Raw genomic sequence first — 15,252 nt, 5'->3', positions numbered from 1 at the left:
GAGCTACCAAGCACTGATAGTGACCTCTGGGATCATTTCGTGGGCCAGCTCTTTCTGATTGTCTTGAAGGTTGGGGGGGTGAGTCCTCACTGGGGTTTTGTCCCTGACTCCCACCGTATTCTTGTGGTAAGCGTCTAGCTGCGCTTCCAGGCATTTCTTTGAGCATTTCGATTTCGGAAAGGTTTGCTGGAGAGCCCGCACGCCCGCTCCACGGGATTGGCCATAGTTCCAGGCGTAATCCTTTTGAGCGGGCGGCGCGCGCTCTATCGCGGCCTGTTCCAGCTTGCCTTGAGCTGCATGCATGAAGCCATGATCCCCTTCATAACGTCCGCTTCCGTCCTGAGGGCATTGCACGCAAATGCACGGTGCGTCTTTTTCGTCGTAGTTGGGGAATTGAGGAAGCGGCGTCTGGCGATTCGTGCCTGGCACTGTAAAACTGTGAGCTTCAACGAGGTGGTGGCCGGTTTCGCCAGGACAACAGGCTACTTCACTGTTCTGCGCCTTGGAGTCCGCCTGTTTCTTGGAGACCAGCAAACACTTTTTTGCGGCCGTACAGGCCTTGTCGCCACACCGTTCGGCTTTGGTCTTCAACTCCCCACATGCCTTGTTTTTTCTGGCGACTTCTTTCTTGCAACGCTCCACGGGCGCCGTCGCGGAGGCGTCGGTATAAGCCCATGGAGGCGTATTTCCGGGTTTGGACGCATGGTTATGAGTCATCAAGTCCAAATGCCTGACGACATTTTCCCCTTCGAACTTCACGTCCATCGACCAGGCAATGAAGTACACCTTTCCCTTGATCTTGCTGGTCACCACGCCTTTCTTCGGCGTATTCCCGGCTTCATCTCCCGTACTGGTCTTGAAACAACTCTTGTCTTTGAGCATCACCTCTTTGCCGGTGATTTTGACCGTTCGCGTCCCCCTGGTCGTATCCTTCGCCATGCCGGTATTGGGGTAGGGGATCGGCACCCCCAGTGGGGTGGGCGGAGCCTGGGGCGGGGTGAAGCAGACATCCGGGAAGCAGGCGATCGACTTGCCCGCTGCCGACTTGCAGGAGACTTCCATATTGTTGGCGTAGACTTCATTCGCCATCAGGCAGCCCTCACAGTCTGATAACTGAGCAGCGCGACGGCACGCTCGCCGGCGTCGTTGCCAAGATGGCAGAAGATATTCGGACCTTCGCCGTAGCCCTTGCGACTGGCGGCCAACGCCACCGCGAGCATGGCCGGGCCGATGGCGGCGCCGACTTCGCCGATGCAGTCGGCCGGATGCCAGAGATGGAAGAACTCCTTGCGCACGCGCAGGGTCCGGCTGAGGGCCAGGGAGGCTTCCTTGAAGTAGTACTGCTCGCCGGAGATGTCGGTGAGCCGATAATCCATTTGCTCCAACCCACAGCCGGCTTCGCCAAGGGCTGCCCGTACAGCTTGTGTCAGGCCTTCGGCGCGCAAGGGAATGTCTTCGGCCTCCACGGTGGCTTTCTCCATACCGAACCCCAGGCCGATGCAAGCCAGTTGCGGCGTTGCGCTGGCCACCGGAGCAGCCAGTACCACAGCCGCAGCCCCTTCGCCAGGAATAAAACCGTTGGAGTTCTCGCTGGTAAGCAGGCGCTCGCGCTCTTCGAAGGCGGCCAGGGTCGGTCCGCAAAGGAAGGAGTCGACGCCGGCGACCAACACGTGGCGATGGCCGCCTTGATAGATCAGCGTGCGTGCATTCAGCAGGGCCACGGCGGCGCTGACCCGGCCGCGGGCGATGATGGTGGAGTCCGGGTGAAAGCGCAGGCCCAGTTCCGCTTCGATGTCCTGCAACAGTCTTCTATCGAGGCCATCCAGACGGCCGGGGCGCTCGGCTTCGGCCACGCCCAGCAGCAGCGGGGTCTTTTCCGGGTCAACCCCGGGGGTGCTCTGTAACGCCTCGGCGATGGCGCGGGCGGCCATCTTGAGCAACTTGATGCGGCCGCGCCAGGGCTGCTCCAGAGGTACGCTGGCGGCAATCAACCACTCGCCACCTTGGTCGATGAAGCGGGTTTCCTGGAAATTGTCGATGGCGCAGCGAATCGCCGCGCAGCTTGCGGGTGCAGTGAGGCCGACAGCGCTGACCATGCCGGAGCCGATGATACAGAGCGCGGTCACCAGTCCGTCTCCTCGGGCGCCTGCTTGGCTTTTACCAGGGAGGACAGCGACGGGTAGTAATCCTTGCCCAGTTCACGGGCGCGCCACCAGCCCGTGGACATCGTGCCGACCAGCACCTGGGCGATCTCGAACAGGTTGCGCTGCAGGGGACGGGACACTCGCCAGGTCAGTTGCACCTGGCGTGCGTCCGTGTCGATCAGCAGGGTATCGATCACCGCCTGCACAGTCTCATGGCCGCCTTTTTTCAGGAAGAAAGTCACCGGCACGTCCATTTCGGGGATGCGAAAGCTCGCGTGCTCCCGGGGGGTGAGGTTGAGCAGCAGCACGTCCTCGCCGCCACGCGGGTAAGGAATCTGCTGGTCGTCGGGGGCCGCCTGGAAGTAGCGACGGTCGAAATCCTGCGGCAGAAACGGAAAGCAGTCGGCCAACCAGGCTTCGTCGTAAGTACCGGCAAACCGGACGCGTTGCGGCCAACTACGGCCAATGGGACCGAGCGCCATGGGGCGAAAGTCGCCGGAGGGGCTGTCGATCGGCTTGCCCAGCTCCTCGGTATTGGGCATTGGCTTGCCCGCGATTTGCGCACTGTCGATGCTGCCTGGAAACCAACCGCAACCACTCGGATTGTCCGGATACCCATGCAGCATGTCCGGCTTGTTGGCCATGGGATGGGAGCCTCCGTAGGCCTGGGCATAAGAGATGTCCTGCTCGGTAAAGGGCTGCGGCAAACCGGGAGAAACACCCAATAGCCCCGGTTGCCATCGGCGGGGCCCGAGGACGGAAAAGGCCTTGCTCATCTGACCGACGCGAATGCCTGCGGCCAATTGCGTCACGGGTCGCCCGCCTGGGGCATAGGCCTTGCCGCGTACCAGCACATCGCAGAATGGCTTGATCGGGGCGAAGTCCATTTCCTGCAGTGGGGCACTGAGGCCAGGTTCGCCGACGAATGCATCGGCCATCAACAACGGTTGCTGGGTGTCGGCGAGGGTTGCCGCCCGACCGTCCAGGGGCAAATTGAACGTGCCTTTGGCCACGATCATCAGGGATTCGCGGCCATCGGGCTCCATGCCCTGGGTGTAGGCAGCAAGCAGTTTGCTGGCGTTGAGCAGCTCCATGAGTCGACTACCTGTCTAGTTGATCTGCACCGAACCGCCCTTGATGCGGTTCACGCCGGATGATCGGCTTGAGAGGTAGGTCCCACGGATCAGCACCTTGCCTTCGCGGGTGAGGGTAATGCTGGCCTTGCCGCAGCGCAGGACGATTTCCCGCTCCGCGGTGAACTCCAAGCGTTCGCCGTCCAGGTGGGCGACGGCCGGCGTCGAGGTTTGCGGCAGGCGCTGGATGCGGCCGATCACCAGGGGCCGGGTCAGGTCGCCGGCCTCGAACATCAGCGCGACCTGGGCCCCGATATCCTCGCGACTGAGGGGGGTGGTGGTACGCGCGGGAAGGCCGCCGTCAGCAGGGCAGCCGGGAAATGCCACGACCGGGGCGTCCGCCTTGGGCACATCCAGCAGCAGGCCAATCACGACGCCATCCACGCGCGCCGGCGTGGCAGTGGAAGAGGGCAGGTAGTATTCGACAGTCATCACGCACGCTCCATGGCTAGTTCTGCAGAATCTTCTGGCCTTTGACGACCACGTTCTTGTTGGCCTTGATCTTGATCGCGCCGGAGCCGTCGATGGTGATGTTCTTGCCGCTGATCATGATGGTGCCGTCCTTCTTCATGGTGATGCTGGCGTCGCCCGTCGTCAGGCTGATGGAATCGCCAGCGGTGAGGGCAAAGTGCTTGCCGACGTCCAGGCTGTCGTTCTGATTGATGCTGGTGTTGCGGTTCTGGGCAACGTCGCGGGACTCGTTCTGGCCGATCTGGGTACTCTGGTTGCCGTTGATCTCGATGCCTTCGTTGCCCTGGACCGTTTCGTTACGGTTGCCGCTGATGCCGATGGTCTCGTTGCCACCCACGTCCTCGGTCCGGTTGCTGGCAATGCTGATTTTTTCGTTGGCGCCGACTTTTTCCGTGCGGTCGGCACCGATGGTGATGGTCTCGTTGCTGCCCACCTTCTCGGTGCGATTGGCGCCAATGGTGATTTTCTCGTCGCTGCCGACATCCTCGGTGCGGTTCACACCAATGGAGATGGTTTCGTTATTGCCGACCTTTTCCTTGCGATCCACACCAATGGTGATGGTTTCGTTGTTATCGACGGTTTCGGTGCGATCGTGTTTGACGTGCACGGTCTCGTCGTTGTCGATGGTCTTGCGGCGATCATGGCCAACCCAGTGGGTCTCGTCGTTCTCGACCTCGATGTCCTGGTTTTTCTCGGCGTGGATAAACAGCTGCTCGGCGCCTTTCTTGTCCTCCATGCGGATTTCATTGAAGTTGGCCGGCGAGCCGCCCTTGCTTGAACGACTTTTCACCCCGCTCTGGGTGGCATTGGCGGGCAGCCCGTAGGGCACGGTCTGTTCGGCGTTGTAGACGCGGCCGGTGATGATCGGCCGATCCGGATCGCCCTCGAGGAAACTGACGATCACTTCCTGGCCGATCCGCGGGAGCTGCACGGATCCCCAGTTCTTGCCGGCCCAGGCCTGTGAGACGCGAATCCAGCAGGAGCTGTTTTCATTGGACTGGTCATGGCGGTCCCAATGGAAATGCACTTTGACCCGGCCATACTGGTCGGTCCAGATCTCCTCGCCACTGGGGCCCACCACCACGGCGGTCTGCGGTCCGCGGACGATGGGCATCGGCGTGAGGGGCAGAGGACGGAAGGCCTGGTTGGCATCCATGCAGTCCAGCTCGCTGACGAACTGTTCGGCGACGTCCGACTGCCCGCTTTCATAGGCATCCTGACGAATCTGATAACGGGCGGCCACCACCAGATACTCACGGTTCTGGTCCGCACGGTCATATCCCGTCAGCGAGAACACATGACCGCAACCGATGCCACGGGCGCGTCCGCGCAACTGCACACGCTCGAACTGACTGTGAATGGCTTCGATGCGAGTACGCGCATAGTGATCGCCATCGTTGCTCTGGACGTATTCACCGGGGTAGTCGTAGAGCGGGTAGTCGGCGTTGGTGTGGTTGCGCGGTACGCTGGAGCGCACCTCGAGGCTGGCGCGCGGGCGCAGGAAGTCGTAGTCGTTCAGCGCCAGCGAGCCGGGTTGGACTTCCCGTGCCAGTTGCCAGTCGTAGAAATGATCGCGCTCACGCATTTGCCGATCGGGCGGGTAGAAGGGCACCGAGGCATAGTCCGCCGCCGTGGAGTGGGCACCATAGGCATCGGCCAGCACCAGCACATGACGGTTTTTTTCATGGCGAAAGTAGTAATAGATGCCTTCCTGCTCCATCAGCCGACTGACGAAGTCGAAGCTGGTTTCACGGTACTGCACGCAATATTCCCACTCGCGGTAGCTGCCGCTCAGGCTGTCTTCGAAATCGGAGAAGCCGAGGTCACGGAACACCTGCTTGATGATGTCCGGTACCGTCTTGTTCTGGAAAATCCGGCAATCAGAGGTGCGCGTGAGCAGCCAGAACCAGGGCCGCAGGCTGACGCGGTAACCGGCGAACTGGCCGTGCCCGGTCAACTGCCGGCAACTGCAGACGATGCCGTGGAAATAGCGCTTTGCGCCGTCGTACAGCTCCAGGGTCAGGCCCATCGGCTTGCCCAGCAACTGGTCGAACGTGATCGCCCGGTCTTCGGAGGTCAGGTCCAATTCGTAGTGGAACAATCGTCCCAGCTCTTCGCTACCGTCCATGCTTTGCAGCAACAGGACATCGCCACCGAGGGGACTGTCGACCTGCACCAAACGGTTGTTTTGCGTGATTGCCATGAGCGGCTTCCTTGGCTCGGGTTCGGGCGTCAGTTGGCCGTCGTAAGAAAGGTGGCGCCGTAGGCAAGGGCGCCGCCAAAGGGAACATGAAGGGAAATCAAGCTCAACGTTTGCTGCACATCCACCACAGAGGTGATCTCCTTATCGGTCTTGCGGTCTTCAATTAGCGTGAGCGTACGAGCAGAACTGGGACGTGCGGATTGACGTTTGCAGGGAGCCATTTTATGGCACCTCTGACCCACCAGAAACGTTCCAACATACCCCTGGTGGGGCGGATACTGAGGTCAAGATAGGTGAGTGAAAGGCCGTTTGCTTAGTTTTATTAGCTATAAATTCGATTCCAAATAAGAATAAACAATGAAATGGAGATGAGCCTGTCGACAAGTTGGAGGCACTCAGCCATCAAGCCGTTTCTGACAAGAATGTCAGGAAGCGGTCAGCCTCCAGACACCTTCGCTGTCTAGACTCATTGAGTTGCCCCGCTGCTGCAGAGGAGTCACCTGATGCGTTTGCTCATTGTCGAGGACGAAGAAAAAACCTCCTCCTACGTCCATCGTGGCTTGACCGAGCTTGGCTATATTGTCGACGTCGCGACCAATGGCATCGATGGGCTGCATTACGCGCTGGAATGGGACTACGACGTGGTGATCCTGGATGTGATGCTGCCGGGCAAGGACGGCTATGACGTGCTGCAAGGCCTGCGCCTGCAAAAGAAAACCCCGGTCATCATGTTGTCGGCCAGGGGGACGGTGGATGATCGCATTCGCGGGCTGCGCGAGGGCGCCGATGATTACCTGGGCAAACCTTTTTCATTTGCCGAACTCGTCGCGCGTGTCCAGGCCTTGATCCGTCGTCGCACAGGTGACACGGCCGACCTGACGCATCTGCGCATCGACGACCTGGAGGTCGATCTGCAAGCGCGCAAAGTGACCCGGGGAGGGCTGCGGCTGGACCTGACGGCCAAGGAGTTCTGTCTGTTGAGCCTGTTGGCACGGCATCAAGGCGAGATCCTTTCCAAACTGATGATTGCCGAGCAGGTCTGGGACATGAACTTCGACAGTGACGCCAACGTGGTCGAGGTCGCGATCAAGCGGGTCCGCGCCAAGGTGGACGCCCCGTATCCACGCAAGCTGCTGCATACCGTTCGCGGCATGGGGTATGTATTGGAAAGCCGAGAGGTAGATGGCAGGCAAAGTGGTACGCCTTGATGAAACGATCGATCGCCAAGCGGCTCGCCCTGATGTTCGCCCTCGCTGTCCTGCTGATCATGTCGATCAGCGCGACACTGTTGCGCTGTTCCTTGAAGCAATCGCTCGATGAGCAGATGCAGAACGAGCTGATCCTGCGCCATTCCGTGCTCGACCCGGTGCTGGCGAAATACGATTCGCCGACGTTCTGGGTCGGCTTGCGCCAGAAGCTCGACGGCCTGACACCCGCGGATGAACGGGTCCGCTATTGGATCCTGGTCGATGACCCGGCCTTTAGCTACGGCGGAGCGATGCCGGACGGCCAGGATTGGTCGACGCGCTCCGATGGGCTTTTTACCCTCGATCTCCCTGAGCGCGAGCGTCCCATGATGGTGTTGCTCAAGACCATTGCGGCCATGGGCGACCGTCCGGAACTGCGCTTTATCGTGGGGCTGGATTCAACGCCCTTCAGGAAGACCCTGGACCACTTCACCAAAATACTGATCCTGACCTCGGCGTTGGGCATCGGGCTGGTTGCGCTGCTCGGTTACTGGATCGCGCGTTTCGGCCTGGGGCCGGTGAGGCGCTTGAGCCATCAAGCCAATAGCCTGCCGCCGGGGGATTCGAAACAACGATTGGACACCGAGGCGCTGCCGGGCGAATTGCAGGAACTGGCGGTGTCGTTCAACGGCGCCCTGGCGCGCCAGGAGGCGGCCTGGTGCCAACTCGAAGGGTTCAATGCCAATGTGGCCCATGAACTGCGAACGCCCTTGACCAACCTGATCGGACAGACCCAGGTGGCATTGGCCCATGGGCGTGAGGTGAGCGAGCTTCAGGACTTGCTGCAGTCGAACCTCGAAGAGCTGGAGCGGATGGGCACCATCGTCAACGACATGCTGTTCCTGGCCGGCGCCGAGAGCGGCCAACGGGCAACCGAGCTCAGCGATGTCTCGCTTTATGAAGAGGCGGCGAAGACGGTGGAGTACCTGGAGCCGGTATTGCACGACAAACAGCTGAGCGTGGTGATCCAGGGCGACATGCGCGTGTGCATCGACCGCCGCCTTTTTCACCGCTCCCTGGCCAATCTGCTACAGAACGCGGCGCGGTACGCGGTGCCGACCAGCACTGTCACGGTAAGCCTGGTCAACCACGGCATGCAGGTCGAGGTGAGCGTTTCCAATGCCGGCGAGCCCATCGACACCGTGCACATGGAGCGTCTGTTCGAGCGTTTCTACCGCGCCGACGCCGCCCGGACGCGAAGCGATGCGCACCATGGCCTGGGCCTTTCCATCGTGCGTGCGGTGGCATCCATGCATGGTGGGCGCGTGTTCGCCCACAGCGAGAATGGGCTCAACACCTTCGGATTTTCCTTGATGAACCAGGCGGCGTCTTAGTCGTCGCCCCGCGAGTAAAACCCGCCCGCGTTTGACATCTTCCCGTCAGCCAGCAGTCACCTTGACGTCAGTCGCCCCCGCCTAGAGTGCTACGACCATCCCAACGAGGACAGTGTCGTGGAGTCCACTATGAAAATTCAAAACCTGTCGATTGCCGGCCTGCTGGTCATCATCGCCCTGAGCGGTTCGCCACTGCTCGCCAAAGAACAAACGCAAGTCCCGGCCTACGAATATGGCATGCCGCTGGACATCGCCAAGGTCATCCGTATCGAGGCACCGACATCGCCGATGTGCGAGGTCGTGCAAGCGAAGATGACCTACTTGAATACCCAAGGGGCAAAGAAACACGTCAGCTTTCTGCAGTTGGCCGAGGCGTGCTCGAAACAGTGACCGTCCGGCGATGCCGGTTCATTCTTCAGACAGGGACCATCACCATGTGGAATAGCACAACAACACCCGTCATTGGCCGTATGAGCACCATGAGCCGGCTTGGGAGACTGGCGAAAAACCTTGCCGCTGGCGTCGCGCTGCTCAGTGCGGTGAGTGTCGAGGCGTCCACGCGCATTGCACCGAAACCAGACTGGTCGACCGGCGACATACCGTCCCAGAAAGGTCGGATTGTCCTGATCACCGGTGGCAGCAGCGGCATGGGCTACGAGGATGCGCTGGCCTTGGCGCGCGCCGGCGCCGAAGTCATCATCGCCGCGCGCAACCCGGAGCGTGGCGCACAGGCCATTGCGCGTATTCGCCAGTCGGTGCCCGACGCCAAGGTGCAGTTCGAGGCCGTGGACCTGGCCGATCTTTCATCGGTGCGCGGCCTGGCCCAGCGGCTCAATCAGCGACTGCCGCGCCTCGACGTGCTGATCAACAACGCCGCCGTCATGGCGCCTCCCGAGCGGGGGACTTCCGCTGATGGCTTTGAACTTCAACTGGCCACCAACTACCTGGGGCACTTCGCGCTGACCGGCCTGTTGGTGCCGCTCTTGCGTCAAAGCGAGGATGCCCGGGTAGTGAGCCTGTCGAGCATTGCCGCAGCGCGCGGCGCGATGAACCTCGATGACCTTCAGAGCGAGCAGAAATACGACCCCTACGCGGCCTACGCACAATCGAAACTGGCCGTGCTGCACTGGGCCTTTGCCTTGCAGCGGCGCAGTGACGCCGAAAACTGGGGCATTCGCAGCATCGCGGCGCACCCTGGCGTTGCCGTGACCGAGCTGGTCGAACGGGGTCCGGGCCTCGACAGCGAGTTCGGTCGACGCTGGGCAAAGGACCGCGACGCGTACCACTCAGCGGCACAAGGGGCATTGCCCACGTTATATGCCGCCACGGCTGCCCAAGCCGCAGGCGGGGCTTATTACGGCCCGACCGGTGACGGAGAAAGACGCGGTCCGCTGGGGTTTGCCAAGACCCCGCCTGCCGCCAGCACGCAGGCGGATGCCGAGCGGCTCTGGGCGGTCTCCGAGCGCCTGACCGGCGTGACCTATCGCTGATGCGACCCTGGGCGCGGGCGTCCGTCCCGCGCTTGACCTTTGGCTTATTGCCGTCTCCCCGGAGTCCCTATGAGTACGCCTTCCTATGTGCACCGGCTGAGTCTCGCCCTGAACGCCCGCGATGGCGAGTTGCGTCCGGCGCTGTGCGGGTTCCTGCTGTTTCTTTGCCTCTTCACCGGTTACTTCATGCTGCGTCCGATCCGTGAGTCGATGGGCATCGCAGCCGGGGTGGAAAATTTGCAATGGCTGTTTACCGCGACCTTCCTGGTCATGCTGGCGGCCGTGCCGTTATTCGCCTGGCTCAGCGCCCGAGTACCGCGCCTGCGCCTGATCGACTGGGTGTACGGCTTCTTTGGCTTCAACCTGCTGATGTTCGTCGAGCTGTTCCAGTTCCAGCCCGACAGTATCTGGCTGGCCCGGGTCTTTTACGTCTGGATCTCGGTCTACAACCTGTTCGTCGTCTCCGTGGCCTGGAGCCTGATGGCGGATGTATTCGACAGCGAGCAGGCCAAGCGTCTGTTTGCCTTCATCGCCGCCGGGGCCAGCGTCGGCGGCCTGCTGGGGCCGGCCCTGAGCGCGCTGCTCATTGGTCCCTTTGGCGCCCCGGGGTTGATGTTGCTGGCGGCCTTGTTGCTGGGGGCCACGCTGGTGTTGAAACGAGCGCTGATGGGGTGGCGCGAAAAGGGCGGGGCTGGCCGTCCCGGCGCCGCGCCGACGCAAAGCCCCCGACAGCCACTGCAGGGCAATCCGTTCAGCGGTTTTACGGCGGTGCTCAGGTCATCTTACCTGTTGGGAATCGCCGGGTTCGTTGTGCTGTTGGCGACGGTCAGTACCTTTCTCTACTTCGAGCAGGCGCGCCTGGTGGCCGAGCTCTATCCGGATCGCGCGGCGCAAGTGCGCATCTTCGGCACTATCGACATCATCGTGCAGGCCGGTGCGTTGCTGTCCCAGCTGTTCATCACTGGCCGTATCGCGCCGAGGCTGGGGGTGCGTGCCTTGCTGGCCATCGTGCCGCTGCTCATGTGCATCGGCTTCCTTGGCCTGGCGTTGGCGCCGGGGTTCGCGCTGCTGGCAGCGCTGATGATCGTGCGACGGATCGGCGAGTACGCGTTCGTCCGGCCGGGTAGGGAAATGCTGTTCGCCCCCTTGGATGCCGAGAGCAAATACAAGGCCAAGAACTTCATCGACACCGTGGTGTACCGCGCGGGTGACGCCATGAGCGGCTGGGCCAAGAGCCTGCTCGACCTGCTAGGGCAGGGCGCCGGTCCGGCCGCGATGATTGGCGCCTGTTGCGCGCTGCTGTGGGGGTACTTGGGCTGGCAACTGGGGAGGCGGGCGGACAACGCCGCTTCCCGGGAGCTGCGCTTGGCGGCCATCGCGGCCAGGGCATGAAGACCGTGCCAACCCAACTACTTTATTGTCCGTCGCATCGTTGCGGCGAGTGAAAGGTGATGCGGATGAGTCTGAAAAACAAGGTACTGGCGGTCGGTGCGGCGATTGCCTTCTTGGCATTCTCCAGCGTGTTTGCGGGCAAAGAAAACGCCTTGGTCGGGACATGGCGCATGGTCAGCGCAACCGTTGAGAATCAGGGCAGCCGATCGGAGGCTTATGGTCCCAATCCTCATGGTTGGCTCGTGTTCACGCCAGAGCTGACGTTTGTCGAAGTTCTCACTGATCCGCGCGTGCCGGTGTTTCGATCCAATGCGCGTGGCGAAGGCACCGATGAGGAGAACCGGGCAGCGATGGCGGGGAGCATCGGTTTCTTCGGGCGATACACCGTCGATCAGAACGGTGAGTTCACGGGCAATACTGTCCAAGGCTCTACGTTCCCGAACTGGGTGGGCGCTGTGCGTACCCGGGACGACTTGCAGTTGAAGGTCGACGGTGACCAGATGGTGGAGGATTTTCGCCGTCCGGATGGGGCAAAGGTTCACATCGTCTGGGAGCGTGTGAAGTGATGTGCCCGAGGGCATTCGGGCACATCTGCCATCGAAGGGTGGACAGCTGGCACCGAAGCCCGAGGCGCTGCGAGAAAAGGGTGTCTAGGTACGCAAAGCACCTTCAGGCGATTCGCCAAACCCCACGATCGCCTTGGTTTCCAGGTATTCCTCAAGGCCGAAGACGCCGTACTCACGGCCATTGCCCGAGCGTTTGTAGCCTCCGAATGGCGCCATGGGGTTCCAGGCCGGGTAATTCAGGAGCACTTGCCCCGCGCGAATTCGAGAAGCCACCGCGCGCGCCAATTCAAGATCCTGCGATTGAACATGGGCGCCGAGCCCATAGACCGTGTCGTTGGCGATAGCGACTGCCTCGTCGATGGTTTCGTAGGCAATGATGCACAGCACCGGCCCGAAGATTTCTTCCTGGGCGATCCGCATGGCGTTATCCACCTCGGAAAAAACAGTCGGGCGGGTGTAGAAGCCTTTTTCAAACCCCGGCACGCGTCCGAGCCCGCCGCAGAGCAGTTTTGCCCCCTCATGCAGTCCGGTCTCGATCATGGCTTGCACGCGATTGAACTGGGCTTCATTGGCGATGGGGCCCAGTACCGTTTCCGGTGATTGCGGGTCACCCACGATGATCCCGTTGGCGGTGGCGGCCGCCAGCGCTTCGACCTCCGCCAGTCGGTCCTTGGGCACGATCATCCGGGTGGGGGCGCTGCACGATTGTCCGACGTTGCGCAACGCCGTCATCACGCCCAATGGGACGGCTTTGGCAAAGTCGGCGTCGGGCAGCAGAATGTTCGGGGATTTACCGCCCAGTTCCTGGCCGACCCGTTTCGCCGTCGCGGCGGCCGCCTGGGCCACCAGCGCCCCTGCGCGATTCGAGCCGGTAATCGAGATCATGTCGATATCGGGATGTGCGGCCATGGCAGCCCCGACGACATGGCCGCTGCCGTTCACCAGGTTGAAGACACCCGGTGGAACGCCTGCGTCATGGACCACTTGCGCAAACAGCAGGGCGCTCAGCGGCGACAGTTCACTGGGCTTGAGGACCACCGTGCAGCCGGCCGCCAGCGCTGCGGCGACCTTTGCGGTGATTTGATAAAGCGGCCAGTTCCACGGGGTGATGAGGCCGCAGACGCCGATGGGTTCGCGTTGGATCGCGGTCCCGTTCTCGACGGTCTGGAAACGATAGGTGGACAGCAGGTCGCGGGCGACCCGGACGTGCTCGGCTGCCAGGGGCACTTGCATTGCCCGCGCAGAACCGATGGCTGCGCCCATTTCCAGGGAAATCGCCTGGGCAAACTCTTCTTTGCGCTCAAGGATAAGCTCATGGATCTTGCCCAGCACCTGCGCACGCGACGCCGTGGAAGTGACAGACCAACCGGCAAACGCGGCACGCGCCGCCGCGACCGCCCGATCGACATCCTCGGCAGACCCGCTGGCGACCTGGGCGACGACCTCTTCGGTTGCCGGATTGAGCACCGGCAAACTGGCCGGGCTGACCGGCGCAGACCAACCGCCATTGATATAAAACAGCTGGGCGGTTTGCGGATCAACGCTGTAGCTATTCGAAGATTGAGTAGTCATCCAAGGTGTTCCTTTAGAGCGGTATGTCGAGCCTGCTCAATAAGCTAACAGAGCGGCCCAGACAAAAGATGCCGTTGTTCAAGTGCGCAAAGGAGAATCTGCCGTATCTGCCGGGCTAACTTGGCATTACCCCGGGGCGAGGGCCATCGCTTCGATTTCGATCAGGTAGCCATGATGCAAGGCCGGCACGGGCACTACCGCTCGCGCTGGCCGATGCTCGCCCAGGTAACGGGCGTAGATTCGATCGAACGCAGGCCAGTGTTCGATACCTGCGACATAGACCGTGACCTTCAGCAGGTCGCGCGTGCTTCGGCCCGCTGCGCCGAGGATCGCCAACAGGTTATCGAGGGCGATGGCGGCCTGGACCTCAAAGGGTTGGCCGGCACTGTGGACTCCATCGGCGCGTATGGGCAGTTGCCCGGACACATACAGAACGCCCTGGTGCACGACCGCCTGGGCGTAATGTCCACCCGGCGCCGCGGCGTTGGTCGTGCTGATCAACTGGATCGAGCCTGCTTGATTACCAGCCATGCAAACGACTCCAGGTGTGCACGCCACCCTCGGCGTCAACCGCGTGATAGTCCGGGAACTGCGCGCCTGTGGCACAGGCATGGTTGGGCAGGATGCGCAGGCGGCTACCGATGGGAAAACGCGCGGTGATGTCGACACCCTCGGCCATTTCAAGCGAGACAATGCCGTGCTCCTGATTGGCTCCCGTGAGCAACGCGCCCTCGATCCAATCGCCGGCTTCGGTGCAAACCTGGCCATAACCAAAGTCCCGCTGCTGACGTTGCGTGCCGCGGTCACGGCTCATGGCCATCCAACCGGCATCGGTGATGATCCAGCCTTTGTCTTTCTGATGACCGATGACGGTGGTCAGCACGCTCAGCGCCAACTCGTCGGCCTGGCAGACACCGATGTTGTGCATCACCAGATCGAAGAACACATAGACACCGGCGCGCACTTCAGTGACACCTTCCAGGTTCAGTGCCGACAAGGCCGTAGGCGTCGAGCCGATGCTGACCTCCGGGCAGGCGAACCCGGCTTCGCGCAGTCGTTGGGCCGCTTTGACGCAAAGAGCGCGTTCCTGTTCGGCCAGGGCTTGCAGCGCTTCAGGCGTGTCGAGTTCATAGCTTGAGCCGGCATGGGTCATCACCCCGCAAAGCAGCATGCCACCCTCGCTGAGTATCCGTGCGACTTCAAGGAGTGAATCGTCTTCGACGTGCAGGCCGGATCGATGGCCGTCGCAGTCGATCTCGATCCAGACGTCGAAACGTTCGTGGTGTTGCTGGCCGAAGGCGACGATGGCCTGGGCAGCGGCAAGGCTGTCGGTGAGGAGGCTCAACTGGCAGCCTTGGCGCCGCAGCAGCAAGGCCTGGGGCAGCTTGCCTGGCGTGATGGCGACGGCATAGAAAACGTCACGAATGCCTTCAGCGAAACAGAACTGGGCTTCCTTCAAGGTCGAAACCGTGACGCCGCTGGCACCCGCGGCGAGCTGCGCCTGGATCACGGGGAGGCATTTGCTGGTTTTGATATGCGGGCGCAGACGCACCCCCAAGGCATCCATGCGTTGTTGCATGCGCTGGATATTGCGCTGCATGCGCGGCACATCCACGAGCGCGGCGGGGGTATCGAGGGCGGCAAGAGAAGCTGACATAAGGAGGACTCGAATGGCTGGGTACAGGGCTCACTCTACAAAG

The 15,252-nt window shown here is 61.7% G+C and carries 15 protein-coding genes; 6 read left to right on the top strand and 9 right to left on the bottom strand.

The window, feature by feature from the left end; translation table 11 throughout:
* Positions 1 to 3: 3 nt before the first annotated feature.
* The 6 genes from J4E63_RS13335 to J4E63_RS13310 are packed head-to-tail and all read right to left on the bottom strand — an operon-like array spanning position 4 to position 6,172.
* Complete coding sequence (locus tag J4E63_RS13335) at positions 4 to 1,089, bottom strand: PAAR-like domain-containing protein (RefSeq protein WP_207282254.1); 1,086 nt, start codon at positions 1,087 to 1,089, stop codon at positions 4 to 6.
* Positions 1,089 to 2,129 (bottom strand): beta-ketoacyl synthase N-terminal-like domain-containing protein, encoded by a 1,041-nt coding sequence (locus J4E63_RS13330; RefSeq protein WP_103309686.1) that lies wholly within the window; start codon positions 2,127 to 2,129, stop codon positions 1,089 to 1,091. The genes J4E63_RS13335 and J4E63_RS13330 overlap by 1 nt, the downstream gene beginning before the upstream one ends.
* Entirely contained in the window at positions 2,123 to 3,238 is a 1,116-nt protein-coding gene (locus J4E63_RS13325) for a DUF2169 domain-containing protein (protein ID WP_207282253.1), read from the bottom strand. Before J4E63_RS13325 ends, J4E63_RS13330 begins: the two co-directional genes overlap by 7 nt.
* A gap of 15 nt (positions 3,239 to 3,253) precedes the next feature.
* A complete protein-coding gene (locus J4E63_RS13320) occupies positions 3,254 to 3,709 on the bottom strand; it encodes a DUF6484 domain-containing protein (protein ID WP_060742376.1) in 456 nt (151 codons plus the stop codon).
* A 16-nt stretch (positions 3,710 to 3,725) separates the two neighbouring features.
* Positions 3,726 to 5,951, bottom strand: a complete 2,226-nt coding sequence (locus J4E63_RS13315; protein WP_060742375.1) for a type VI secretion system Vgr family protein — start codon at positions 5,949 to 5,951, stop codon at positions 3,726 to 3,728.
* Positions 5,952 to 5,980: 29 nt separating this feature from the next.
* Positions 5,981 to 6,172 carry a hypothetical protein gene (locus tag J4E63_RS13310; protein WP_146042648.1) on the bottom strand — a complete coding sequence of 64 codons (192 nt, stop codon included), beginning with the start codon at positions 6,170 to 6,172 and terminating at the stop codon, positions 5,981 to 5,983.
* A 282-nt stretch (positions 6,173 to 6,454) separates the two neighbouring features.
* Here J4E63_RS13310 and J4E63_RS13305 point away from each other — a divergent pair, with 282 nt between their 5' ends.
* The 6 genes from J4E63_RS13305 (at position 6,455) to J4E63_RS13280 (ending at position 11,980) form a co-directional block, all read left to right on the top strand.
* A complete protein-coding gene (locus J4E63_RS13305) occupies positions 6,455 to 7,159 on the top strand; it encodes a heavy metal response regulator transcription factor (RefSeq protein ID WP_192260288.1) in 705 nt (234 codons plus the stop codon).
* Positions 7,159 to 8,532, top strand: coding sequence for a heavy metal sensor histidine kinase (locus J4E63_RS13300; protein WP_207282252.1), 1,374 nt, complete (start codon positions 7,159 to 7,161; stop codon positions 8,530 to 8,532). The genes J4E63_RS13305 and J4E63_RS13300 overlap by 1 nt, the downstream gene beginning before the upstream one ends.
* Before the next feature lie 129 nt (positions 8,533 to 8,661).
* Entirely contained in the window at positions 8,662 to 8,922 is a 261-nt protein-coding gene (locus J4E63_RS13295; protein WP_207282251.1) for a DUF2790 domain-containing protein, read from the top strand.
* Between the two features lie 44 nt (positions 8,923 to 8,966).
* Positions 8,967 to 10,022 carry an oxidoreductase gene (locus tag J4E63_RS13290; RefSeq protein WP_259333751.1) on the top strand — a complete coding sequence of 352 codons (1,056 nt, stop codon included), beginning with the start codon at positions 8,967 to 8,969 and terminating at the stop codon, positions 10,020 to 10,022.
* A 69-nt stretch (positions 10,023 to 10,091) separates the two neighbouring features.
* Entirely contained in the window at positions 10,092 to 11,414 is a 1,323-nt protein-coding gene (locus J4E63_RS13285; RefSeq protein ID WP_207282250.1) for an NTP/NDP exchange transporter, read from the top strand.
* A 65-nt stretch (positions 11,415 to 11,479) separates the two neighbouring features.
* A complete protein-coding gene (locus J4E63_RS13280; protein ID WP_207282249.1) occupies positions 11,480 to 11,980 on the top strand; it encodes a lipocalin-like domain-containing protein in 501 nt (166 codons plus the stop codon).
* Between the two features lie 84 nt (positions 11,981 to 12,064).
* Here the strand turns inward: J4E63_RS13280 and J4E63_RS13275 are convergent, their stop codons facing one another.
* The 3 genes from J4E63_RS13275 to J4E63_RS13265 form a co-directional block, all read right to left on the bottom strand.
* Entirely contained in the window at positions 12,065 to 13,552 is a 1,488-nt protein-coding gene (locus J4E63_RS13275; protein WP_207282248.1) for an aldehyde dehydrogenase family protein, read from the bottom strand.
* Positions 13,553 to 13,678: 126 nt separating this feature from the next.
* Entirely contained in the window at positions 13,679 to 14,083 is a 405-nt protein-coding gene (locus tag J4E63_RS13270) for a RidA family protein (RefSeq protein WP_207282247.1), read from the bottom strand.
* Positions 14,073 to 15,209 (bottom strand): DSD1 family PLP-dependent enzyme, encoded by a 1,137-nt coding sequence (locus tag J4E63_RS13265; protein ID WP_207282246.1) that lies wholly within the window; start codon positions 15,207 to 15,209, stop codon positions 14,073 to 14,075. The genes J4E63_RS13270 and J4E63_RS13265 overlap by 11 nt, the downstream gene beginning before the upstream one ends.
* Positions 15,210 to 15,252 lie beyond the last annotated feature (43 nt).

The organism is Pseudomonas sp. FW300-N2F2 (assembly GCF_017351655.1).
GTDB classification, from domain to species: Bacteria; Pseudomonadota; Gammaproteobacteria; order Pseudomonadales; family Pseudomonadaceae; genus Aquipseudomonas; species Aquipseudomonas fluorescens_AA.
This window is presented reverse-complemented; position numbering and strand designations above follow the sequence as displayed.

What these genes read in the sequence shown, in the direction of transcription:
- J4E63_RS13335 (WP_207282254.1), bottom strand. Translation starts at nt 1,089, where the DNA reads ATGGCGAATGAAGTCTACGCCAACAATATGGAAGTCTCCTGCAAGTCG.
- J4E63_RS13325 (WP_207282253.1), bottom strand. Translation starts at nt 3,238, where the DNA reads ATGGAGCTGCTCAACGCCAGCAAACTGCTTGCTGCCTACACCCAGGGC.
- J4E63_RS13320 (WP_060742376.1), bottom strand. Translation starts at nt 3,709, where the DNA reads ATGACTGTCGAATACTACCTGCCCTCTTCCACTGCCACGCCGGCGCGC.
- J4E63_RS13315 (WP_060742375.1), bottom strand. Translation starts at nt 5,951, where the DNA reads ATGGCAATCACGCAAAACAACCGTTTGGTGCAGGTCGACAGTCCCCTC.
- J4E63_RS13310 (WP_146042648.1), bottom strand. Translation starts at nt 6,172, where the DNA reads ATGGCTCCCTGCAAACGTCAATCCGCACGTCCCAGTTCTGCTCGTACG.
- J4E63_RS13305 (WP_192260288.1), top strand. Translation starts at nt 6,455, where the DNA reads ATGCGTTTGCTCATTGTCGAGGACGAAGAAAAAACCTCCTCCTACGTC.
- J4E63_RS13300 (WP_207282252.1), top strand. Translation starts at nt 7,159, where the DNA reads ATGAAACGATCGATCGCCAAGCGGCTCGCCCTGATGTTCGCCCTCGCT.
- J4E63_RS13295 (WP_207282251.1), top strand. Translation starts at nt 8,662, where the DNA reads ATGAAAATTCAAAACCTGTCGATTGCCGGCCTGCTGGTCATCATCGCC.
- J4E63_RS13290 (WP_259333751.1), top strand. Translation starts at nt 8,967, where the DNA reads ATGTGGAATAGCACAACAACACCCGTCATTGGCCGTATGAGCACCATG.
- J4E63_RS13285 (WP_207282250.1), top strand. Translation starts at nt 10,092, where the DNA reads ATGAGTACGCCTTCCTATGTGCACCGGCTGAGTCTCGCCCTGAACGCC.
- J4E63_RS13280 (WP_207282249.1), top strand. Translation starts at nt 11,480, where the DNA reads ATGAGTCTGAAAAACAAGGTACTGGCGGTCGGTGCGGCGATTGCCTTC.
- J4E63_RS13275 (WP_207282248.1), bottom strand. Translation starts at nt 13,552, where the DNA reads ATGACTACTCAATCTTCGAATAGCTACAGCGTTGATCCGCAAACCGCC.
- J4E63_RS13270 (WP_207282247.1), bottom strand. Translation starts at nt 14,083, where the DNA reads ATGGCTGGTAATCAAGCAGGCTCGATCCAGTTGATCAGCACGACCAAC.
- J4E63_RS13265 (WP_207282246.1), bottom strand. Translation starts at nt 15,209, where the DNA reads ATGTCAGCTTCTCTTGCCGCCCTCGATACCCCCGCCGCGCTCGTGGAT.